This window comes from Massilia sp. KIM (assembly GCF_002007115.1).
Classification (GTDB): domain Bacteria; phylum Pseudomonadota; class Gammaproteobacteria; order Burkholderiales; family Burkholderiaceae_D; genus Telluria.
Genome location: NZ_MVAD01000001.1, coordinates 2199423 through 2219658, shown reverse-complemented (window position 1 = coordinate 2219658; position 20236 = coordinate 2199423). Strand labels below are relative to the sequence as shown.

Below are 20236 nucleotides of genomic sequence, written 5' to 3'. Positions count from 1 at the left end.
CATGGTACAGTGACACCAGTGCGAAAACTGGAGCGTCCCTTGGCCCGCATCCTCATCATCGAAGACAACCCAGCCAACATAGAACTGATGTCCTTCCTGCTCAGCGCCTATGGTCACACGCCGCTGACCGCCCCCGACGGCGCGCGCGGGGTCGCCGTCGCGCGCAGCGAGCGGCCCGACCTGGTCGCCTGCGACGTCAACCTGCCGGGCATGAACGGCTTCGCGGTCCTGTCCGCGCTGCGCGCCGAGCCCGAGCTCGCCCAGATGCCGGTGCTGGCCGTGACCGCGCTGGCCATGGCGGGCGACCGCGAGCAGGTGCTGGCGGCCGGCTTCGACGGCTACATCAGCAAGCCGATCGAACCCGAGAGCTTCGTCGCCGAACTCGAAGCCTTCCTGCCGGCCGCGCAGGCGGCGGTGGCGCCCGGCGTGCTGCTGGTGGACGACGACGGCTTCATGCTGGGCGTGCTGGCCGACATGCTGGCCGGCCAGGACTACCGGGTGCTCAGCGCCGCCTCCGGCGCCGAAGCGCTGGCCGTGCTCGAGCGCGAGCCGGTCGCCGTGGTATTGGCCGACCAGGCCATGCCGGGCATGACCGGCACCGCGCTGCTGGCCGAGGTGGCGCGCCGCCATCCGTCGACGGTGCGCCTGATCCTCTCGGGCCAGACCGACCTGGCGGAGATCGAGGCGGCGACCGCGGCCGGCATCGTCGACGCCCACCACGCGAAACCGGTCAGCACCGCCTCGCTGCGGGGCTATGTCGAGGACGCCCTTCGCCTGCAGCGCCGGCGCAGCGGCGCCGCCGCCTGAGCCCAGCCGTCAATACTTGAGAGCATCCCTCGCGGATCCCTGCAATGCCAAACATGTAAGTTTGCGAATAAGCTACGAAAATCAAGCGTGTAAAACACGCTCTTGAGAAACTACTTTAAGTTCAGCTGCCGCGCTGCTAGCATCCTCGGCTTGCATGGAGGAAGGTATGAGCGAACAGAGCAGAAACGATGCGCGCAGCGACGTCTCGACCGCCGGCCGGGTGGAGCAGGGCCTCGCCGTGTGCGCCCGTCACGGGCTGGATCCGGCCCTCACTTACATGGAACAGGCCGGCGTGCCGCGCGATGTGGCGCTGCGGGTCCTGTGTTCTCCCCGCTACTACCGCCAGGCGGACCGCCGCCGCCAGGCGCTCCCGGTGCCCCCCGGCGCGCCGCCGCGCCGGGCCGAGGACCGGCAGGCCCCCAGGGCCGCGCTTTAGAAGCAGATTTCTACCGCGCGCCACTACAATGGGGCCATCGACGCAGCAAGAGAACATCATGAGCAAGAAACTCGCACCGCCGGAGGACGAGGAGGCGCTGGCCCAGGCGGTGCGCGCCTCCGCCCAGCAGATCTGGCAGGCCGGCCTGGGCGCCTTCGCCAAGGCCCAGGCCGAGGGCGGCAGCGCGTTTTCGCGCCTGGTGCGCGACGGCACCGCCCTGCAGCGCTATGCGCGCGAGGTGGAAGACGCGACCGGCACCGTGGGGCGCGCGGCCGAACGGGCCAAGCGGCGCGGGACCAGTTCCTGGAACAAGCTGGAGCAGGTGTTCGAGGAGCGGGTGGCCCTGGCGCTGCAGCGCATCGGGGCGCCGGCGGCGGCCGAGGTCGAGGCCTTGCAGCGCCGGGTGGCCGAGCTGGAGGCCCAGGTGGCCGAGCTGATGGCGCACGCGCCGGCCGGACCGAAAGGCCACCGTTAGCATCCAACGAACGACCGTTCGATGATATGCTTGCGGTAAGTCACTTACCGCGCGCCTTACATGCAACAAAAAGCTCCGCGCCGCACCCGCGAACGCATCCTCGAGCTCTCGCTCAGGCTGTTCAACGAGTTCGGCGAGCCGAACATCACGACCACCGTCATTGCCGAGGAGATGAACATCTCCCCGGGCAATCTGTACTACCATTTCCGCAACAAGGACGACATCGTCAATTCGATCTTCGTCCAGTTCGAGGCGGAGATCGAGCGCATCCTGACGGTGCCGGCGGGGCGCCGTTCCAACATGGAAGACGTGTGGCTCTACCTGCACCTGATGTTCGAGCTGATCTGGCGCTACCGCTTCTTCTACCGTGACCTGAACGACCTGCTGTCGCGCAACCGCAAGCTGGAGCTGCACTTCAAGGCCATCCTCGCGCACAAGATCAAGGTCGCGCGCCAGTTGTGCGAAGACCTGCGCAGCGAAGGCTCGCTGGAAGCCTCGGACCAGCAGATCGCCGCCATGGCCACCAACATGGTGGTGGTGGCGACCTACTGGCTGTCCTACGAATACGTGCGCAACCCGCGCAAGTACAGCGAGCAGCAGGCGATCGCCGACGCGCTGGCGCGCGGCTGCTACCAGGTGCTGTCGATGGTCGGGCCCTACCTGCGCGGCGACACCCGGCTGCTGTTCGAAAAGCTGTCCGAGGAATACCTGAAGAAGCTGTCCGCCGAAGCGCGCCCCGGCGCCGAATTCGTGTAAGCTGCCGCACCATGAAAACCATCGCCGTCTACTGCGGCGCCTCGCACGGCGCCCATCCCCTGTATGCCGACGCCGCCCGCGCGCTGGCGCGCGCCCTGGTCGAGCACAACATCGGCCTGGTCTATGGCGGCGGCAAGGTCGGCCTGATGGGCGTGATCGCCGACGAGGTGCTGCGCCTGGGCGGCGAAGCCACCGGCGTGATCCCCAAGGCCCTCATGGAGCGCGAGGTCGGCCACGCCGGGCTGACGCGCCTGTTCGTGGTCAAGGACATGCACGAGCGCAAGGCCATGATGTCCGACCTGTCCGAGGGCTTCATCGCCATGCCGGGCGGGATGGGCACCCTGGAAGAGCTGTTCGAAATGGTGACCTGGGCCCAGCTGGGCATCCACGCCAAGCCGATCGGGCTCTTGAACACGAACCGCTTCTACGACGGGCTCAAGGCCTTCGTGCGCCACCAGTGCGAGGAGGGCTTCGTCAAGCCCGAGCACGAGGGGCTGATGGCGATCGAGGACGATCCGGATCTCCTCATCCGCGGACTGCGCGAGCGCGCGTTGCCGGCGGCGGGGGCCGACCTCGAAGGCGAGATCCTGCGCGGCTGAAGCGCCGCAGGGCAGGCCGCGCTAGGCCTGCTCGATCCGGTCGCGGCCGGCTTCCTTGGCCCGGTACAGGGCCTTGTCGGCGCGGGTGATCGCGTCGGCGAAGGTTTCGCCCGGATCGCGCGCCGCAAGTCCCGCCGAGAAGCTGATGCGGCGCTCTTCCAGCCCCGGCACCCGCATCGCATGCACCCGGGCCGCCATCCGCTCCAGCACCAGGCGCGCGTCCGCCGGCCGGGTGTCCGGCAACAGCAGCAGGAATTCCTCCCCGCCCCAGCGCGCCAGCACGTCCTGCTCGCGCAGCGCCGCGCGCGCGGTGGCGGCGAAATGGCGCAGCACCGCGTCGCCGGCCGCGTGTCCGTGGCGGTCGTTGACCTGCTTGAAGAAATCGATGTCGAGCAGCGCCACGCAGGTCCCGGCGCCCTGGGGCTGGCGCCTCTGCTCTTCCTCCAGCACCTCGTTCATGCGGCGCCGGTTGACCAGCGCGGTCAGCTCGTCCACCGAGGCCAGCACCCGGATGGTCTCGAGCGCCTCGGTCAGTTCGCGCTTCTTGTGCTGGAGGTAGGCGCGCAGCTTGCTCATCTCGACCGTCAGTATCGCGATCGAGAGCAGGGCCCCCGACAGGTAGCCGAAGGTGATCGCCTCGGTCAGCGGAGGGAAGTGCAGCGGGTCGTGGGTCGCCAGCCACCACATGGTGGCGCCCATGCAGGCGATCGCGCCGGCGGCCAGCGCCAGGGTCTGGCGCGGGCGCGCGGCGAACATGCAGAAGGCGATGATCACCACCGTCATGCTCAGCATCGCGGCGCGCAGGGGGCCCGACACCGCGTAGGCCCAGGCCGCGCACACCAGGGAGAAGGCGGCCTGCGACACCGCCAGCTGGTCGGTCGAGATGCGCAGGCGCGGGCTGAGCCGGATCAGGAGGTAGAAGAGCAGGGCGCCGCTGCCGCCGAAGACCGTCAGCCAGAAGGCGCCGGCCGGTTCGCTGATGCCGGATTCCACCTGCACCAGCAGCAGGGCGATGCAGACCAGGTAGAGCACCGCCGTGGCCGCCCAATACTGCAGCATCCGGCGCAGGCTCCGTTCGGAGCCGGCCAGCAGGCGCAGGAGGAAGGCCAGGACCCTCAAGCGCCGCCCACGCTCGAGGCCTGCGCCAGCATGGCGGCGATGTGCCCGGCCTGGACCGGGCGGCTGAACAGATAGCCCTGCATCTCGTCGCAGTCGTTGGCGCGCAGGAATTCACGCTGCTGCTCGGTCTCGACGCCTTCGGCGATCACCCGCAGGTCGAGCTTGTGGCCGAGCGAGATCACGGCCATCGCGATCGCCTGGTCGTCCGGGCTCTCCGCCAGGTCGCGCACGAAGGACTTGTCGATCTTGAGGCGGCTGATCGGGAAGGACTTGAGCGCCGACAGGCTCGAGTAGCCGGTGCCGAAGTCGTCGATCGACAGCGACACGCCCATGGCTTCCAGCTCGCGCATCTTGTCGACCGAGCGCGCGAGGTCGCGCATGATCGAGCTTTCCGTGACCTCGACTTCGAGCGCGGCGGGCGGAAGGCCGCTGTCGCGCAGCGCGCCCTCGATGCGCTCGACCAGGCGCTTTTCCTCGAACTGGCGCGCCGACACGTTCACGGACACGCTGAGCGGGGGCAGCCCGGCCGCGCGCCAGGCCTGGGCCTGGCGGCAGGCGGTGCGCAGCACCCATTCGCCGATCGGGACGATCAGGCCGCTTTCCTCGGCCAGACTGATGAAGCGTAGCGGCGACACCATGCCATGCTCCGGATGGTGCCAGCGGATCAGCGCTTCGACCCCGAACAGGCGGCCGTTCCTCAGGTCGACCTTGGGCTGGTAGAGCAGCTCGAACTGGCAGGGGCCGGGATAGCCGTCGACGCAGGTGTCGAGCGCCGCGCGCAGGCCTTCCAGCAGCACCAGCTTTTCCTCGACGCTGGCGTTCATCTCGCTGGCGTAGAACTGGACGTTGTTGTTGCCCAGTTCCTTGGCGCGGTACATCGCGGCGTCTGCGTTCATCATCAGGGTGTTGGTGTCGGCCCCGTCGCGCGGATAGAAGGCCACCCCGATGCTGGAGCTGACCTGGACTTCCTGGCCCTCGACCAGCACCGGCTCGGTGACCGCCTGGCGCACCCGCTCCAGCAGCGGGGTGATCGCCATCGGATCGCCCGACAGGTCGGGCAGCAGGATCACGAATTCGTCGCCGCCGAAGCGCGCCAGGGTGTCGGTGCGGCGCAGGCAGCTTCCCATGCGCGCGCCCACCACCTTGAGCAGCTCGTCGCCGGCGTTGTGGCCCAGGCCGTCGTTGACCAGCTTGAAGCCGTCCAGGTCGATGAAGGCCAGGCCCACCGCGCCGCCCTTGCGCTCGGCGTCGCGGATGGCCTGGCCGAGGCGGTCGCGCAGCAGGCTGCGGTTGGGCAGGCCGGTGAGGTCGTCGTGGTGGGCCAGGTGGCGGATGCGCTGCTCGGTGAGCTTGCGCTCGGTGATGTCGCGCATGATCGCCACCACTCCGCCTTCGACCGGCACCACCTGGCGGTGCAGCCAGCGGTCCGGCACCGGTAGCGCGTGCGCCAGCCACTCGGCTTCGCGCGGCACGCCGTCCCGGGCCACCGCGGCCAGGTCCTCGAAGATGCTGGCGCCGAGCGGCGCCGGCAGGATCACCGACATCTGCTTGCCGGCCATCTGTTCCTTCGACAGGCCGGTCAGCTGCTCGGCGCGGCTGTTGGCGGTCTCGATCAGGAAGTCGAGCACGGCGCCGTCCGGCCCGCGCAGGCTGCGCAGCACGAAGAAGGCGTCCAGGCTGGCCTCGGAGGCGGCGGCATAGGTCTGCTGGGCGCGCCGTTCGCGGCGGCGCGCCTTGGCCAGCTGCCAGGACCAGGCGCTCACCAGGCTCACCACGCCCACCAGCAGGGCGGTGGCGGCGCTGGCGCCCAGGAGCCAGGCGCGGCGCTGCTGCTCGAAGCCGTTCATCTGCTCGCACTGCGACAGGCCGACCAGGGCCACCAGCGGAAAGCCGTTCAGGGCCCGCGTGCCGGTGTAGCGCGCTTCGCTGTCGGCGCCGATGGTGCGCAGCACCACCGCCTCGGCGGCCCCGGGATCGATGCGCTGGCCCCAGCTCACCTGCTCGCCCACGCGCAGGGCGCGCGCCACGCCGTCCAGGCCGGCCAGCCCGAGCAGGCCGCGCTCGCCCTGGCGCGAGCGTTCGTAGGAACTGGTGAAATAGGCCGGATCGACCGCCACCACGGCCACGCCGGCGAAGCGGCCGGCGCCGTCGTTGATGCGGCGCGAGAAGTGCAGGTGCGGTTCGCCCTGCTCGTTCAGGCTGGTCTGGCCGACGTAGGGCGTGCCGCGGTCGGCTTCGCGGTGCCAGGCGAACCAGGGCGTGGACGAGAGGTCGCGCGCGCCCAGCCTCGGGTTGCTGGCCACCACCCGGCCCTCGGCGTCGCTGATCGCGACCTGGAACACCAGGCCATGCGGCAGCAGGCCCTGGCCCTGCAGGGCCGGCAAGGCGCGGGTGGGGCCGTTCAGCTCGACCGCGTACTTCAGCACCCGCAGGGTCTGGTCGATGCCGCTCAGGCTGCGCGCCATCTGGGCTTCGTAGGTGTCGACCAGCTCGCGCGTGGCGTCCAGCGCGGCGTCGCGGGCGGCGGCGCGCTCGGCCTCGATCACCTGCAGCACGGCGAACCAGGCGGCGACGATCAGGAGCAGGGCGAACAGCGGCAGGGACACATAGGTTTCCAGGCCCAGGCCGAGCCAGCGCGAGAGCGCGCGGCGGCGCCGCGCCGGGACGCCGGAAGCCAGGACCGGGGTGGCCAGGCTCGTCATGTCAGCGCAGCACCAGCACCGGACGCACGCTCGCGTCCAGCGCATCGCGGTCGATGTAGCCGATCATCGACGGGTTGTCGGCCACCATGCGGCGCACGGCCGCGCTGTCGGCGGCTTCGCGCGGCGGCTGGCCGCGGCCGGTGAAGACCATCTTCGACCAGTGGGCCTTGAGCAGGGCCGGGGTCTTGCCCGCCAACTGCTGGTAGAACTGGTTGCGCTCCTGCGAGCCGAGGCGCTGGTCGAGGGCGACCGCCTCGAGGCCGTCGGGAAAGCGCGCCGACTGGCCGAGGAAGATGGCGGCGATCTGCTCGCTGTTCAGGACCGGCGCCGGATTGCGCGCTGAGACGATGACCACCAGTTGGGCCGAGGCGTCGGCGGCGGCGCCGAGGGCCAGCAGGGAAGCGCCGAGCAGGTTCAGGATACGGTGCGGCATGCGGGCCTCAGAAGACGAAGTCCAGCGCCACGCTGGTCACGTGGGCCGTCTGGCCGGAACGCCAGCCCGGCTGCAGGTTGGTGAAGGAGCCGCGGCTGCCGTCCTGGGGGCGCACGCGCTCGACCTGGGCCTTGAGCGCGAAGTCGGGCGCGAAGTCCCAGCGCAGGCCGGCGCTCAGGGTGGACTGGTTCGCGATCGTCATCAGGTAGGCGTTCAGGCCGGCGTTGAGCATGCCGGCCGTCGCCGCGAGGCGCGGCGGCAGGCCGGCCAGCGGCAGGCCCGGATCCATGATCGGCGACTCGGCGCGCGCCCGCGCATAGCCGACGTAGGGCGTGAAGGCGCCGAAGCGCATCCCGGCGCCGATGTAGAAGGCGCTGACTTCGCCCAGCAGCGAGTCGTTGCGGCTGCGCCCGGCCTCGGTGGTGAGGAACCAGGCCCCGGGGTCGTAGCTGGCGCCGGCGCTCACCAGGACCAGGCGCTTGTCGACGATGGCGTAGCGGTCGGCCAGGGCCTGGCCGCGTGGTCCGAAGGCGCGCAGGGCGGTGAACAGTTCCTTGCCGATGTCGGTGGTCAGGCTGCCGGTGATGGCCGAGACGCGGCCGCTGAAGGCGCCCTGTTCGATGCTGTGCGAGAGGCCGGCGATGGCGGCCGCCTGGACCCGCAGGCCGTTGCGCAGGTCGAGATCGGTGTGCCCATAGAAGGCCTGGGTGGTGTGGCGCAGCGCGCCGCGGCCCCAGCGCAGGGTGGCGTCGACGCCGTCGCTGCCGCTCAGGGGCTGGCCGCCGTAGACCTCGACCGGCGTGCGCACCCACGGCACGGTATAGCCGACCTTGCGGTAGTCGGCCGCCAGGAAGACCGGCAGCGCGATGCGGCCGGCGCGCAGCGCGAAGTCGGGCGTCACCTGGTACTTGACGTTGGCCCATTCGACCTGGGGCAGGTAGCTGCCGTCCAGGCGCTGCTCGCTGACCACCTGGACCACGCCGGACCAGCGGCCGCGCGCCACGTCGACCTGGACGCCCAGGCGCGAGTCGACGTCGGCGCTCCAGGAACGGCTGTAGCCGGGACCGTCGCGCTTGAGGGACGAGGCGATGTAATCGGCGTTGCGGTAGCTGGAATGCGCGGCTCCGAGCGTGCCGAAGCCCGAGAGTTTCCAGGTGGCGCCAGCTTCGGCGGCCTGGGCGCCGAGGCCGCAGGCCAGCAAGGCGGCGCCGAGCGCGGCAGGGAGCAGCCTGCCGGGTGTGAGTCGTTGGGTCATGCTGATTCGGATGGCGGCCCCGGCGGCCAGAGTGAAACCGGGAGGGACGGCGCGCATGCGCAGGTCCGGTCAGACTTTACCTGCCGCGTCCGCCCAAGTCGAGAACTTTACGCACGGCAATTATCGAATTTGACAATGATTGTTGTGAGATGGCAACGGCACGCTAGAGCGGCTCAGGCGGCCCAGAGGCGTTCGCCGCCGAGGTCGAGATGGGTCAGGTAGAGGCGCAGGTCGAATTCGAGCTGGTGGTAGGCGGGCTCCATCCAGCAGCACAGCTTGTAGAAGGCCTTGTCGTGCTCTTTTTCCTTCAGGTGGGCCAGCTCGTGCACGGCGATCATGCGCAGGAAGGGCAGGGGGGCGTCGCGGAACACGGTGGCGATGCGGATCTCGTGCTTGGCCTTGAGGCGATTGCCCTGCACGCGCGAGATGGCGGTGTGCAGGCCGAGGGCGTGCTGGATGACCTGGATCTTGCTGTCGAAAGCCACCTTGGCGATGGGCTCGGCCTGGCGCAGGTAGGCGGTCTTGAGTTCCTGGACGTAGTCGTAGAGCGCGCGGTCGGTGCGGATGCCGTGGGCCTCGGGGTAGCGCCCGAGCAGGACCTTGCCGAGCTGCTGTTTTTCGATCAGGCCGCTGACCTGGGCGCGCAGGGGCTTTGGGTAGGCGGTCAGGTATTTCAGGGTGTGCATAGGGGCCGCAATGTACCACAGACGGCCCCGCTGGCGAACGCATGAGGCGCCCGCGCCACGCCGAGGGGCGGCGCCGTGCTGCCTTAACCCTCCTTCTCGCCCTGGCGGTTGCCCTTAGCTGCTGCGGCGGCGGCCGCGGCGGCGCGCTGGGCCGACTGGCGGCTCTCGCCCCCCTTGCGGCCGATGTCGGCCATGTGGGCGCGGTTGCGGCTCACGGCCTCGCCGCCTTTCTGCCCGGCCCGGCGCGCTTCTTCGGAATCGAATTCGTGCGCCGTTCCCTTCTGGTGGGCCGCCTGGCCGCCCTTGCTCGCGATTTCACGCTGCTGGTTCTGGTCCATCGCCGCGAAGCCGCGCTTGGCCGGCTGGCCGCTCTTTTGCACGTTGCCGCCCGCGCCCTGGCCGGCCCCTCCCTTGCTGCTGTCTTTGCTAGTCGCCATGTCGATCTCCTTGTGCCCGTTATGCTTCGGTGTCGGTACCAAGAGCGCTGAATGGCTGCGCTCGTGCGTTTAGAGAGAAGGACGGGAGCTTAGTTCCGCCTGCCTTCGGCGCTTCAGTGGGGCGCGCCGGCCGGGCCTGGCGGCTGCAGCAGCCCGGTGGCCGGCCGGGCGAGCTGGGCCTGGAACTGGTTCTGGATCTCGGACAGCAGGACCAGCAGCTGGTGCTGGTAGTCGCGCAGGCGCTCGCCGGCCGGCTGCAGGCGGCTCAGGGCGGTGGGGGCGAGCTGGTAGGGGTCGGGGCAGGCGGCCAGCGCCTGCGCGGTGTCGAGCGCGTCGGTGATGGCCTGGCGCGCCAGCTGCAGGTGCAGCAGGCCGAGGCGGCCGGCCAGGTCGCAGCCGCGCTGCGAGAGCTGGGCCATGAACCCGGCCTGCGCCTCGAGTTGCGCGAGCAGGGCGGGATGGGGCTGGCCGACGCCGAAGCCGATACCGATACCGATACCGGGACCGGGACCGGAAGCCGACCCCGGGGTGAATGTGGAAAAGGGGAACATGCGCGCTCCATCGAAAACCGGCCCTTGCCGGCCCCCGTAAGACCCGGGGCCGGGACCAAAGTTCTGGAGCGCGCCCTTCAGGCGTCGGCCACCTTGAGCACCAGCTTGCCGAGGTTGCGGCCCTCGAACAGCAGGTTCAGGCTTTCCGGGAAGGTCTCGAAACCATCGACCACGTACTCCACGCTCTTGAGCTTGCCCTCCATGAGCATCTGCGCCATCTGCTGCGCCGCCTCGGCATAGCGCGGGGCGTAGTCGAACACCACCATGCCCTCCATGCGCGCGCGGTTCACCAGCAGCGACAGGTAGTTGGCCGGCCCCTTGACCTTGTCGGTGGCGTTGTACTGCGAGATCGCGCCGCAGATCACGATGCGCGCCTTCATGTTGATGCGGGCCAGCACGGCGTCCAGGATGTCGCCGCCGACGTTGTCGAAGTAGACGTCGACGCCCTGCGGGCAGTGCTCCTTGAGCGCGGCATGCACCGGCCCCGCCTTGTAGTCGATGCAGGCGTCGAAGCCGAGCTGCTCGACCACGAAGCGGCACTTGTCCTGGCCGCCCGCGATGCCGACCACGCGGCAGCCCATGGCCTTGGCCAGCTGGCCCACCGTCATGCCGACCGCGCCGGCGGCGCCCGACACCACCACGGTGTCGCCGGCCTTGGCCTGTCCGACCTCCTTCAGGCCGAACCAGGCCGTCATGCCGGGCATGCCGAGGGCGTTGAGCCAGGCGGTGACATTGCCAAGGCGCGGATCGATCCGGATGAAGCCCGCGGTCTTGTCGTCGGCCTGGCCGGACCAGTAGCGCTGCACGCCGGTGCCGCCGGTGACGTAGTCGCCGACCGCGAAGCGCGGCGAGCGCGAGGCGATCACCACGCCCAGGCCGCCGGCGCGCATGACTTCGCCGATGGCGACCGGACGGATATAGGATTTGCCCTCGTTCATCCAGCCGCGCATGGCCGGGTCGAGCGAGAGGTAGAGCACCTTGACCACGATGCCGCCTTCTCCGGGCTCGGCCACGGCCTCCTCGTGGAACTGCCAGTCTTCGCGGCGCGGCAGGCCGGAGGGACGGGCGGCGAGACGGAACTGCTGGTTGGGCGGGAAGGCGTTGGTCATGGGGTCTCCGTTGTCATGGTGGGGTGATTGTCAGCGAAACTATACCGCGACTCGCCGCTCGGGCGCAGCCCATGCGACAATAGCGGGTTTCCGCAACCTCCCACTCCCATGGCTCTCAAAGCGACCATCTACAAGGCCGACCTGTCGATCGCCGACATGGACCGCCACTATTACGGCGACCACGGCCTGACCATCGCGCGGCATCCGTCCGAAACCGACGAGCGCGTGATGATCCGCGTGCTCGCCTTCGCCCTGCACGCCGATCCGGCGCTCGGCTTCACCAAGGGCCTGTTCGACGTCGACGAGCCTGAACTCTGGCAGAAGGACCTGACCGGCGCGATCGACCTCTGGATCGACATCGGCCAGCCGGACGAGAAACGCATCATGAAGGCCAGCAGCCGCGCCGAGCGGGTGTTCGTGTACAGCTACAGCGCCACCAGCAACATCTGGTTCAAGGGCCTGGCCAACAAGATCGACCGCGCCAGGAACGTCACCATCGTGAACATTCCCGCCGAGACCAGCGCCCAGCTCGAAAAGCTGGCCAAGCGCTCGATGCAGCTGCAGTGCACGATCCAGGACGGCCAGGTCTGGCTGACCGACGGTGTCGAGACCGTGCTGGTGGAACGCGAATACCTGTTCGGCGGGAACTGAGTCACCCGCAGCAGGGCTATAATCGCCGCTGGACCACCCGATTTTCATGGACATCATGACCAAACGACTGATCGCCCTGCTGGCCGCCGGCCTGTGCTGCGCCTCCGCTTTCGCCCAGGTGAGCGTGAGCGAGCCCTGGATCCGCGCCACCGTGCCGGTGCAGAAGAGCACCGGCGCCTTCATGAAACTGCAATCGGCCAAGCCCGCGCGCCTGGTCGAGGTGCGCACCGAGGCGGCCGGCCGCGCCGAGCTGCACGAGATGGCCATGGACGGCCAGGTGATGCGCATGCGCCGCGTGGAGGGCATCGAGCTGCCGGCCGGGAAGACGGTCGACCTGGCCAGCGGCGGCTACCACGTGATGCTGTTCGACCTGAAGCGCCAGCTGAAGGAAGGGGAGAAGGTGGACCTGACCCTGGTGGTGCAGGAAGCCGACAAGAAGCGGCAGGAAGTGAAGCTGAGCGTGCCCGTCAAGCCCCTGACCCACAGCGCCCACGCGGGGCACTGAGGGGGCACCGAGGGGCGCACCAAGGGGCGAACTGAGGAGCGCACCCAGCGGACAGCTGCGCCGCAGGCCCGCCGGCGGCGGGCCCCGGAGCACTCAGCGCGGCGCCGCCGCCAGGCGGCGCGCATCCCCCGAGCCGGCGATCGATTTGCTGACCCGCGGATCGCCGTAGTAACGCACATCCCCCGAGCCGGCGATCGACAGGCTCAGCGCCTCGCGCGCCCACACCGTCACGTCGCCCGAGCCGCCCACGCTGACGCTCACATTGTCGGCCTGCACCTTGCCCAGGTCGACATTCCCGGAACCCCCGATCGACACCGAGACCTTGCGCGCCGTCCCGCCGTCGGCCTGGAAGCCGCCGCTGCCGCCCAGGCTGATCGATACGGTGTCGCTCTCGATGCCGCGCACGTTGATCTTGCCCGAGCCGCCCAGGTCGACATGCAGGCGCGGGCTGCGCAGGGCGTCGGCCTCGATGCTGCCCGAGCCGCCCAGCGACAGGCGATCGATCTCGCGCGCGTTCACCACCACGCGCAGGTTGCGGGTGCGCAGGCTGAGGTTGCGCTTGGACGGGCGCACCCGCAGCACCCCATCCTCGACCACGGTCTCGATCAGCGGCAGCAGGTTGTCGTCCGCCTCGACCGTGACGCCTTCGGTGCTGCCCATGCGCAGTTCGAGCTTGCCCGGCATTTCCATTGCCACGCCGGTGAAATGCTGGACCTGGCGCGCCTGGCGCTTGATGCTGCCGCTGCCCTCGACCTGCTCGCCGCCGAAAGGCCAGGGACCGGCGCTGACCGGGACGGCGGCGCCGGCCAGGGCCAGGGCCAGCAGCAGGGAGCGCAGGACGGGCGAACGCGACAGGGTGGAAAGGTTGTTCATGGAAGCTCTCCTCGGATGCAAGTATGATTGAGGCCATGCTACCCAGCCGTCCGCAAGCAGGGGAGGCGTTTGCGACGAAGCGCAGGGCTCGCGGTCCAGAATGCAGGATGGGGGGACAGGCCGTCGTGCAGCCTGGCGGCGTTTGCACTAGAATCGTGCACTTTTCGCTCCGGCAACAGCCGGATGGAGCACTAGCATGAACCTCATTCTCTTCCTGGCGGCTTTTTGCGTCGGCATCGCGATTTCGGTGCAGGCGGCCGTCAACAGCCAACTGGCGTCCGCGATCGGCGCCAACTCCGTGGTCGCCGCCCTGGTGTCCTTCGGTTGCGGCACCCTGGTGCTGTGCCTCGCCGCCCTCGCCAAGGGCGGGCTGGGCGCCACCCTGGCGGCCCTGCCCAGCGTGCCGCTGTGGAAATTCGCGGGCGGCTTCCTGGGCGCGGCCTTCGTGTTCGGCACCGTGTTCCTCGCCCCCCGCATCGGCCTGCTGAGCCTGGTCGTACTGGTGATCGCCGGCCAGTTGCTGACCTCGATGGCGATCGATCACTTCGGCCTGATCCAGATGGCCGCGCGCAAGGTGTCGCCGGTGCGCATGGCGGGCGCCCTGGTGGTGGTGGCGGGCGTGGCGATCACCCTGTTCGGTGACCGCATCGTTGCAAGCATGGGACGCTAAGCAATTTTAATTTCGATATTGCAATTTTTGACCGGTGCTGGTTTTATAATGAATCGTTCACGTTCATTTACCGGCCCGGCCAGATGGAATATCACCAGTCCTCGCAGATCCCCACTCTCTCGTACATCGAAAACGAAGACCATCCGGTGTTCGGCACCCTGGTCGAGCAGATCCTGCACCTGCTGAACTCGAAGCTGGTGTTCTCGGACATCATCATTCACCAGAACAGCCCGCTCATGCTGCGCCAGCCCAAGGGCCTGGTGGCGGTGACCGATTCGCCGATCACGAAGGAAGAGCTGGAAGAGTTCTTCGACGTGATCGAGCCGAACTGGAACGAGCGCATCGCGGTGCGCGCCTTCGACCGCTCGATCGACCTGCACACGGCGCGCATCCGCGCCAACTGCTTCCACTTCCAGGGCCGCAAGCGCCTGGGCTGCGTGATCCGCCGCTTCCCCAAGGAGCCGCTGCCGCTGGCCGACCTGGGCCTGTGGGACGACGAGCGCGAGTTCGCGCGCCTGAGCTCGGGCCTGGTCCTGATCATCGGCGACACCTGCCAGGGCAAGTCGACCACCATGGCTTCGATCCTGGACGAGATCAACAAGCAGCGCTCGGGCCACATCATCACCATCGAGGACCCGGTCGAGACCCTGATCCCGCAGCGCAAGTGCATCATCACCCAGCGCGAAGTGGGCGTGGACGGCGACGTCGAGAGCTACTACCTGGGCGCCCTGGACGCGCTGCGCGAGCGTCCCGACGTGATCATGATCGGCGAGATCCGCGACGCCCAGACCGCCCAGGAGGCGCTGGCGCTGGCCGAATCGGGCCCGCTGGTGCTGGCCACCCTGCACGCGCGCTCGACCGAGCTGGGGCTGCAGAAGATGCTGCGCCTGCTCGGCAACTCCGACGCCCAGTCCCAGGCCCTGGCGCACGCACTGCGCGGCGTGCTGTGCCAGGCGCTGCTGCCTTCGCGCGAAGGCAACCGCTACCACCTGGCCACCGAATGCCTGACCCCGAGCCAGGCCGTGATGCGCATGCTCGAGAGCGGCGACATCGGCGGCATCCGCGCCCACATGAACAGCGGCCGCGACCCCGGCTGCCACACCATGAACCAGGCGCTCGAGCAGCTGCTCGCGGCGCACAAGGTGAGGGTGGAGGACGCGCGCAACGCCACCACCGACCGGGTCGCCTTCGCCGACATGGTGTGACCCACCCCTCAGGAAAACCGGGGGCCGGCGCGCAAACCTGATTGGACCGGCGCGCGCGCCGGCCTTACCCTGCCAGCTCGTCTTGAACCAGGAGGAGCACATGGCGCACACCGTCAACATCGTCAACGCCTTCGTCGACGGCGACCAGGGCGGCAATCCGGCCGGCGTGGTGCTGGAGGCCGACGCCCTGTCGGCCCAGGAAAAACAGCGCATCGCGCAGTTGGTCGGCCTGTCCGAAACGGCCTTCGTCTCGCGTTCGCAGGTGGCCGGGGTGAAGCTGGAATTCTTCACGCCCACCCGCCAGATCGCCCACTGCGGGCACGCCACCATCGCCGCCTTCGCGCTGCTGGCCCAGCGCGGCCTGGTGCGCGGCCCGGAATCGTCCAAGGAAACCATCGACGGCTTGCGCCGCATCGTGCTGCGCGGGGAGGCGGCCTTCATGGAGCAGCTCGCGCCGAGCTATGTCGACGAAGCGGACTTCGCGCCCGGCGTGAGCGGCGCGCGCATCCTGGCCAGCCTCGGACTGGACCCGGCCCAGGTGGCGGCGCCGCCCTGCGTGGTCGGCACCGGCAACCGCTTCGTGCTGGTCCACCTGCGCACCGAGGCGCTGCTGGCGGGGCTGGCGCCGGACATGGCGGAGATCGCGGCGGTCAGCGTCGCATTTGGCGCGATCGGCTACTACGTGTTCGCCACGACCGGCGGCGAGTTCGCGGCCAGCGCCCGCATGTTCGCCCCGCACTACGGCATCGAGGAGGAAGCCGCGACCGGAATGGCGGCCGGGCCGCTGGCCTGCTACCTGCACGACCGCCTGGGTGTGAGCCAGCCGCGCCTCCTGATCCGGCAGGGCGCCTGGATGTCGCCGCCGTCTCCCTCGCGCATCGTGGTCGAGCTGCAGTTCGACGACGCGGGGCGCATCGAGGGCCTGTATGCCGGCGGGGCGGCCCGGCTGGCCAGCACCGTCTCGCTCATGTGAGGCCGGCGGGCCAGGCGCGCCGCATCGCGCGCTGGGCCACGCGCAGCAGGCCGGGCTTGGCGGGCGAGCGCGCGCAGACGAAGTACATGCCCGCCTCGACCACCACGCCTTCGAGCGCGCGCACCGCGCCGCCCGCTCCGGCTTCCAGCATGTCGCGCCGCAGCAGCGACAGGCCGGCCTCCTGGCCGACCATTTCCAGCAGCAGGCTTTCCTGGTCGGTGCGCAGGGCCGGCGCGAAGCTGCGCCCGTGGGCGGCGAACAGGGCGCTGGTGAGCCTGTGGAAGGAGCAGTCGTCCGAGGTGCCGATCCAGGGCAGGGCGAGGGCCGCCGCAATGCCGCCCGCTTCGACGCGCGCTTGCCAGGCGGCCGGGTAGGCGACCACGAACTCCACCGGGAACAGCAGGGTGGCGTCGACGTCCAGGCCTTCCAGGCGGCCTTCGACGTAGCCGGCGTCGAACACGCCGTCCTCGATGTTCTTCAACACCGCCCCCGAGGTGGCCTGGACCAGCGAGATCGCGACCTGGGGCGCGGCCTCGCGCAGGTGGCGCAGGAAGGCCGGCAGGCGCAGGAAGGCCGGCTCGTTGACGGTGCCGATCACCAGTTCGCCGGCCACCTCGCCGTTGAGGGTATTGGCCTCGTCGCGGATCGCGTCGACCGCATGCAGGGCGCGCCTGGCGTGGGCGAACACCGCCTCGCCGGCGGCGGTCAGGCTCATGCCGCGCGCGTGGCGCTCGAACAGGCGCACCCGCAATTCCTCCTCCAGTTGCTTGACGTGGGCGCTGACCGCCGGCTGGCTCAGGTGCAGCAGCTCGGCCGCGCGCGCCACCGTGCCGCAGCGCGCGATCGTGACCAGGGACTTCAGCTGGTGGATATCCATAGGGGTGCGGTTCCGTTCTCGAGGTGCCGAATCCGGACGATTGTACCCGTGTCGCCGTCCCGGCATCAGGCCTCAGGATTGCTGAGGGCGGGGAAGCGGAAGTGATTGGACCGCCGGCGCGCGGCTTCGTAGAGTGGGACCCCCGCTGCAACCCGAGAGCACCTCCCATGGCATTGAAGCACCTCCTGCTCGGCATCCTGGTCACCGCGATCTGGGGCGCCAACTTCTCCGTCATCCGGCTCGGCCTGGCCGACCTCGATCCCTTCGTGCTGGCCTGCGCGCGCTTCGCGCTGAGCGCCTTCCCCCTGATCCTGTTCGTGCCCCGCCCCTCCGGCATGCGCTGGGTGGCGGTCTACGGCGCCCTGTTCGGCGGCGGATTGTGGGGCCTGGTGAACCTCGGCATCCATGCCGGCGTCGCGGCCGGCCTGGCCTCGCTACTGCTGCAATTGAGCGCCTTCTTCACCATCGCCCTGGCCAGCCTGGTGTTGGGCGAACGCATCGGCAGGCAGCAGTGGCTGGGCATGGCCCTGGCCGGCCTGGGCCTGGCGCTGATCATGGCGGTGGGCGAACCGGGCGCGAGCCGCCCGGGCCTGCTGCTGATCGTGGCGGCGGCCTTCGCCTGGAGCGTGTGCAACCTGATCGTGCGCCGTGCGAAACCGGCCGACATGTTCGCCTTCCTGGTCTGGGCCTGCGCCTACGCCACCCTGGCCCTGCTGGTCCTGACCCTGTGGGCGCGCGGCGCGGCGCCTTTCGCGCGCCTGCTCGACGCGACCGGCGCGGCGGCCCTGTTCTCGATCGGCTTCCAGGCCTGGGTGACGACCCTGTTCGGCTACTGGGTATGGAATTCGCTGATGAAGACCTACCCGGTGAGCCAGGTCGCGCCCTTGTCCCTGCTGGTGCCGGTGGCGGGCCTGCTCACCTCTCACCTGGCCTATGGCGAGACCATCGGCGCGGCCAAGCTGCTGGCCGCGCTGTGCATCCTGTCGGGGATCGGCGTGATGTTCTTCGGCGCCCGCCTGGCCTTCTGGCGGCGCGCGCCGGCGGGCTGCCCGCGCTAGTCGAGCGGCACGCTGCGGTAGCGGTTGACGTCGGCGGCGCTGACGCCCGGCGCCGCATTGCCCCAGCTGGCGCGCACGTAGCTGAGCACGGCGGCCACCTCGGCGTCGTCCAGCTCGTGGCTGTAGGGCGGCATGCCGTAGGGGCGCGGATTGCCCCTGGTCCCGGGCGGGAAGCCGCCGTTGAGCACGATGCGGATCGCGTTCACCGCCGGGGTCAGGGTCACCGCGCGGTTGCCGGCCAGCGGCGGATAGGCGGGCGCCTTGCCCTGGCCATCGGCGCCGTGGCAGTCCACGCATCGGGCCTCGTAGATGTTCCGGCCCTGGTCCAGCACCTGGCGGCTGGCCGGCTCGCCCGAGGGCGCGGCCGGCGCGTCGGTCGCCGGCAGCGATTTCAGGTAGTCGGCCATGGCGCCCAGGTCGTCCTGGCTGAGGTGCTGCAGGCTGCGCGCCACCACCTCGGCCATCGGCCCGGTGGCGGTGCCGCGCGGCGATACGCCGCTGCCCAGCAGCGCCACGATGTCGGCCTTGTCCCAGTCCTTCATGCCGGCCTGGCTGCCGGCCGCCAGCGAGGGCGCATACCAGCCGATGGTCGGAATCAGGCCGCCCGAGAGGGTGTCGCTGCTCCCGCCCAGGCGGTTGCGCTCGCTGTGGCAGGCGCTGCAATGTCCCAGTCCCTCGACCAGGTAGGCGCCGCGGTTCCATTGCGCGCCGCGCGCGGGCTGGGGTGCGAACACCTGGGGCCGGAAGTAGAGTAGGCGCCAGCCGGCCAGCACGGCTTGCTGGTTGTAGGGGAAGTCCAGTTCGTGCGGCCGGTTGGCCTGGCGCACCGGGGCCAGGCTGCGGAAATAGGCGTAGAGGGCGTCGGAATCGGCGCGCGTGACGCGCGTGTAGTTGGTATAGGGGAAGGCCGGGTAGAGCAGGCGGCCGTCGCGTCCGATGCCGTTGTGCAGGGCGTTCCAGAAGTCGTCGGCGCTCCATGCGCCAATGCCGGTCTCGCGGTCGGGCGTCAGGTTGGGGCCGTACAGGCGGCCGAAGGGGGTGTCGAGGGCGCGCCCGCCGGCGTAGGCCTGGCCGCCGCGCACCGTGTGGCAGGCGATGCAGTCGCCGGCGCGCGCCAGGTAGGCGCCGCGCGCGATGTTGTCCGGCGTGGGCGCCCACGCGGCTGGCGAGGCGGACGGGACGTGCTGGGCGCGCGGCCAGAAGATCGCGACCGCGGCCAGGGCGGCGGCCACCAGGATCAGGAGGGCGAGGACGAGGCGTTTCATGGCGTGTCTCCGGCGCTGCCGCAGGCCAGCGGCAGCGGGCGCGCGAGCGTGGAAGCGGCGGCCGGGCGCGGGTCGCCGGGCACCGGCTGGGACGCCAGCCAGCTGGACACCGCGTTGACGTCCTCGAGCGTGAGGCGGGCGCTGATCTCGGCCATGCAGTCGGGGGCGTGGGCGCGCCGCTGCCCGTTGCGCCAGGCGCCGAACTGGGCGTTCACGTAGTCGCGCGGCAGGCCGAGCAAACCGGGAATCCCGGGTTCGACGCCGGTCAGGCGCTGGCCGTGGCAGGCCATGCAGGCCGGGACCTTGCGCGCCGGGTCGCCCTGTACGGCCAGCTGGCGGCCGCGCTCCAGCAGCCGGGGCGCGGCATCAAGGGGCGCCGGGGCGGGAGCGGGCGGATGCTGGGCGGCGAACCAGCCGGCGATCTCGCGCAAGTAGTCGTCCGGCAGGTGGTCGACCAGGTAGGTCATCAGGGGATACTGGCGCCGGCCCTCGCGGAAGTTCAGCAGCTGGTTGTAGAGGTAGCCGGCCGGCTTGCCGCCGATGCGGGGGAAGTAGGCGTCGTTGACCGGATTGCCGCGCGCGTCGACCCGGGCGTGGCAGGAGGTGCAGGCCACCAGGCGCTGGGCCAGGGTGTCGGGCACCGTCTGCTGCGCCTGGGCCTGGGCCTGGGCCTGGGCCGGCGGGGCGGCGAGCGCCACGGCCAGCAGGACGGCCTGCGGCAGCAGGAAGCGGAACAGGCTCATGGCGTCACTCCGGGCGTGGAAGGTGCGGGAATGATAACGTGGATCAACATT

23 protein-coding genes are annotated in these 20236 nt (G+C 70.1%); 11 read left to right on the top strand and 12 right to left on the bottom strand.

The genetic code is table 11. The features are described from left to right. Positions 1–39: 39 nt before the first annotated feature. The 5 genes from B0920_RS09620 (at position 40) to B0920_RS09600 (ending at position 3073) form a co-directional block, all read left to right on the top strand. Positions 40–807, top strand: a complete 768-nt coding sequence (locus B0920_RS09620; protein ID WP_078032286.1) for a response regulator — start codon at positions 40–42, stop codon at positions 805–807. A 166-nt stretch (positions 808–973) separates the two neighbouring features. Further along, a complete protein-coding gene (locus B0920_RS09615; protein WP_078032285.1) occupies positions 974–1243 on the top strand; it encodes a hypothetical protein in 270 nt (89 codons plus the stop codon). Positions 1244–1301: 58 nt separating this feature from the next. Next, positions 1302–1718, top strand: a complete 417-nt coding sequence (locus tag B0920_RS09610) for a phasin family protein (RefSeq protein WP_078032284.1) — start codon at positions 1302–1304, stop codon at positions 1716–1718. Between the two features lie 60 nt (positions 1719–1778). After that, complete coding sequence (locus B0920_RS09605) at positions 1779–2474, top strand: TetR/AcrR family transcriptional regulator (protein WP_078032283.1); 696 nt, start codon at positions 1779–1781, stop codon at positions 2472–2474. 11 nt (positions 2475–2485) lie between these two features. After that, complete coding sequence (locus B0920_RS09600; RefSeq protein WP_078032282.1) at positions 2486–3073, top strand: TIGR00730 family Rossman fold protein; 588 nt, start codon at positions 2486–2488, stop codon at positions 3071–3073. Between the two features lie 21 nt (positions 3074–3094). Here B0920_RS09600 and B0920_RS09595 read toward each other — a convergent pair whose 3' ends face one another. From B0920_RS09595 to B0920_RS09560, 8 genes are all read right to left on the bottom strand, one after another. After that, the gene (locus B0920_RS09595; protein ID WP_078032281.1) at positions 3095–4192 is read right to left on the bottom strand and encodes a diguanylate cyclase; all 1098 of its coding nucleotides are present in this window, start codon (positions 4190–4192) and stop codon (positions 3095–3097) included. Continuing rightward, a complete protein-coding gene (locus B0920_RS09590) occupies positions 4189–6894 on the bottom strand; it encodes an EAL domain-containing protein (RefSeq protein ID WP_078032280.1) in 2706 nt (901 codons plus the stop codon). The genes B0920_RS09595 and B0920_RS09590 overlap by 4 nt, the downstream gene beginning before the upstream one ends. Before the next feature lies 1 nt (position 6895). Continuing rightward, positions 6896–7327 carry a phosphate ABC transporter substrate-binding protein gene (locus tag B0920_RS09585; protein WP_078032279.1) on the bottom strand — a complete coding sequence of 144 codons (432 nt, stop codon included), beginning with the start codon at positions 7325–7327 and terminating at the stop codon, positions 6896–6898. 7 nt (positions 7328–7334) lie between these two features. Continuing rightward, entirely contained in the window at positions 7335–8582 is a 1248-nt protein-coding gene (locus tag B0920_RS09580) for a porin (RefSeq protein ID WP_143745688.1), read from the bottom strand. 173 nt (positions 8583–8755) lie between these two features. Beyond that, positions 8756–9268, bottom strand: a complete 513-nt coding sequence (locus B0920_RS09575; protein WP_078032277.1) for a YgjP-like metallopeptidase domain-containing protein — start codon at positions 9266–9268, stop codon at positions 8756–8758. A gap of 83 nt (positions 9269–9351) precedes the next feature. Further along, entirely contained in the window at positions 9352–9705 is a 354-nt protein-coding gene (locus B0920_RS09570; RefSeq protein ID WP_143745687.1) for a KGG domain-containing protein, read from the bottom strand. 113 nt (positions 9706–9818) lie between these two features. Beyond that, positions 9819–10256 (bottom strand): phasin family protein, encoded by a 438-nt coding sequence (locus B0920_RS09565; protein ID WP_078032276.1) that lies wholly within the window; start codon positions 10254–10256, stop codon positions 9819–9821. Between the two features lie 77 nt (positions 10257–10333). Then, positions 10334–11365, bottom strand: a complete 1032-nt coding sequence (locus tag B0920_RS09560) for an NADP-dependent oxidoreductase (RefSeq protein ID WP_078032275.1) — start codon at positions 11363–11365, stop codon at positions 10334–10336. A gap of 108 nt (positions 11366–11473) precedes the next feature. On the opposite strand from B0920_RS09560, the gene B0920_RS09555 reads away from it, so the two are divergent. Next, a complete protein-coding gene (locus tag B0920_RS09555; RefSeq protein WP_078032274.1) occupies positions 11474–12016 on the top strand; it encodes a YaeQ family protein in 543 nt (180 codons plus the stop codon). 55 nt (positions 12017–12071) lie between these two features. Beyond that, the gene (locus tag B0920_RS09550; protein WP_078033361.1) at positions 12072–12521 is read left to right on the top strand and encodes a copper chaperone PCu(A)C; all 450 of its coding nucleotides are present in this window, start codon (positions 12072–12074) and stop codon (positions 12519–12521) included. A gap of 93 nt (positions 12522–12614) precedes the next feature. Here the strand turns inward: B0920_RS09550 and B0920_RS09545 are convergent, their stop codons facing one another. Further along, the gene (locus B0920_RS09545; RefSeq protein ID WP_078032273.1) at positions 12615–13394 is read right to left on the bottom strand and encodes a head GIN domain-containing protein; all 780 of its coding nucleotides are present in this window, start codon (positions 13392–13394) and stop codon (positions 12615–12617) included. A gap of 196 nt (positions 13395–13590) precedes the next feature. Between B0920_RS09545 and B0920_RS09540 the strand changes: the two genes are divergently transcribed. From B0920_RS09540 to B0920_RS09530, 3 genes are all read left to right on the top strand, one after another. Further along, the gene (locus tag B0920_RS09540; protein ID WP_078032272.1) at positions 13591–14064 is read left to right on the top strand and encodes a DMT family transporter; all 474 of its coding nucleotides are present in this window, start codon (positions 13591–13593) and stop codon (positions 14062–14064) included. Positions 14065–14147: 83 nt separating this feature from the next. Continuing rightward, on the top strand, positions 14148–15269 hold the full coding sequence (locus B0920_RS09535) for a type IV pilus twitching motility protein PilT (RefSeq protein WP_078032271.1): 1122 nt from the start codon (positions 14148–14150) through the stop codon (positions 15267–15269). A 100-nt stretch (positions 15270–15369) separates the two neighbouring features. Beyond that, the gene (locus tag B0920_RS09530; RefSeq protein WP_078032270.1) at positions 15370–16242 is read left to right on the top strand and encodes a PhzF family phenazine biosynthesis protein; all 873 of its coding nucleotides are present in this window, start codon (positions 15370–15372) and stop codon (positions 16240–16242) included. On the opposite strand, the gene B0920_RS09525 is transcribed toward B0920_RS09530, so the two are convergent. Beyond that, a complete protein-coding gene (locus tag B0920_RS09525) occupies positions 16235–17119 on the bottom strand; it encodes a LysR family transcriptional regulator (protein WP_179119133.1) in 885 nt (294 codons plus the stop codon). The genes B0920_RS09530 and B0920_RS09525 overlap by 8 nt on opposite strands. A 167-nt stretch (positions 17120–17286) precedes the next feature. Here B0920_RS09525 and B0920_RS09520 point away from each other — a divergent pair, with 167 nt between their 5' ends. After that, positions 17287–18177 (top strand): EamA family transporter, encoded by an 891-nt coding sequence (locus B0920_RS09520; protein WP_078032268.1) that lies wholly within the window; start codon positions 17287–17289, stop codon positions 18175–18177. Here B0920_RS09520 and B0920_RS09515 read toward each other — a convergent pair. Both B0920_RS09515 and B0920_RS09510 read right to left on the bottom strand, forming a co-directional pair. Continuing rightward, the gene (locus tag B0920_RS09515; protein WP_078032267.1) at positions 18174–19442 is read right to left on the bottom strand and encodes a cytochrome c; all 1269 of its coding nucleotides are present in this window, start codon (positions 19440–19442) and stop codon (positions 18174–18176) included. The genes B0920_RS09520 and B0920_RS09515 overlap by 4 nt on opposite strands. Next, positions 19439–20185 (bottom strand): c-type cytochrome, encoded by a 747-nt coding sequence (locus tag B0920_RS09510; RefSeq protein WP_078032266.1) that lies wholly within the window; start codon positions 20183–20185, stop codon positions 19439–19441. The genes B0920_RS09515 and B0920_RS09510 overlap by 4 nt, the downstream gene beginning before the upstream one ends. Positions 20186–20236: the final 51 nt, after the last annotated feature.

Excerpts from the sequence above, each read along its gene's own strand:
- B0920_RS09550 (WP_078033361.1), top strand. The coding sequence starts at position 12,072 with ATGACCAAACGACTGATCGCCCTGCTGGCCGCCGGCCTGTGCTGCGCC.
- B0920_RS09605 (WP_078032283.1), top strand. The coding sequence starts at position 1,779 with ATGCAACAAAAAGCTCCGCGCCGCACCCGCGAACGCATCCTCGAGCTC.
- B0920_RS09610 (WP_078032284.1), top strand. The coding sequence starts at position 1,302 with ATGAGCAAGAAACTCGCACCGCCGGAGGACGAGGAGGCGCTGGCCCAG.
- B0920_RS09510 (WP_078032266.1), bottom strand. The coding sequence starts at position 20,185 with ATGAGCCTGTTCCGCTTCCTGCTGCCGCAGGCCGTCCTGCTGGCCGTG.
- B0920_RS09580 (WP_143745688.1), bottom strand. The coding sequence starts at position 8,582 with ATGACCCAACGACTCACACCCGGCAGGCTGCTCCCTGCCGCGCTCGGC.
- B0920_RS09515 (WP_078032267.1), bottom strand. The coding sequence starts at position 19,442 with ATGAAACGCCTCGTCCTCGCCCTCCTGATCCTGGTGGCCGCCGCCCTG.
- B0920_RS09555 (WP_078032274.1), top strand. The coding sequence starts at position 11,474 with ATGGCTCTCAAAGCGACCATCTACAAGGCCGACCTGTCGATCGCCGAC.
- B0920_RS09525 (WP_179119133.1), bottom strand. The coding sequence starts at position 17,119 with ATGGATATCCACCAGCTGAAGTCCCTGGTCACGATCGCGCGCTGCGGC.
- B0920_RS09590 (WP_078032280.1), bottom strand. The coding sequence starts at position 6,894 with ATGACGAGCCTGGCCACCCCGGTCCTGGCTTCCGGCGTCCCGGCGCGG.
- B0920_RS09565 (WP_078032276.1), bottom strand. The coding sequence starts at position 10,256 with ATGTTCCCCTTTTCCACATTCACCCCGGGGTCGGCTTCCGGTCCCGGT.
- B0920_RS09535 (WP_078032271.1), top strand. The coding sequence starts at position 14,148 with ATGGAATATCACCAGTCCTCGCAGATCCCCACTCTCTCGTACATCGAA.
- B0920_RS09540 (WP_078032272.1), top strand. The coding sequence starts at position 13,591 with ATGAACCTCATTCTCTTCCTGGCGGCTTTTTGCGTCGGCATCGCGATT.
- B0920_RS09585 (WP_078032279.1), bottom strand. The coding sequence starts at position 7,327 with ATGCCGCACCGTATCCTGAACCTGCTCGGCGCTTCCCTGCTGGCCCTC.
- B0920_RS09560 (WP_078032275.1), bottom strand. The coding sequence starts at position 11,365 with ATGACCAACGCCTTCCCGCCCAACCAGCAGTTCCGTCTCGCCGCCCGT.
- B0920_RS09600 (WP_078032282.1), top strand. The coding sequence starts at position 2,486 with ATGAAAACCATCGCCGTCTACTGCGGCGCCTCGCACGGCGCCCATCCC.
- B0920_RS09545 (WP_078032273.1), bottom strand. The coding sequence starts at position 13,394 with ATGAACAACCTTTCCACCCTGTCGCGTTCGCCCGTCCTGCGCTCCCTG.
- B0920_RS09570 (WP_143745687.1), bottom strand. The coding sequence starts at position 9,705 with ATGGCGACTAGCAAAGACAGCAGCAAGGGAGGGGCCGGCCAGGGCGCG.
- B0920_RS09575 (WP_078032277.1), bottom strand. The coding sequence starts at position 9,268 with ATGCACACCCTGAAATACCTGACCGCCTACCCAAAGCCCCTGCGCGCC.
- B0920_RS09615 (WP_078032285.1), top strand. The coding sequence starts at position 974 with ATGAGCGAACAGAGCAGAAACGATGCGCGCAGCGACGTCTCGACCGCC.
- B0920_RS09530 (WP_078032270.1), top strand. The coding sequence starts at position 15,370 with ATGGCGCACACCGTCAACATCGTCAACGCCTTCGTCGACGGCGACCAG.
- B0920_RS09520 (WP_078032268.1), top strand. The coding sequence starts at position 17,287 with ATGGCATTGAAGCACCTCCTGCTCGGCATCCTGGTCACCGCGATCTGG.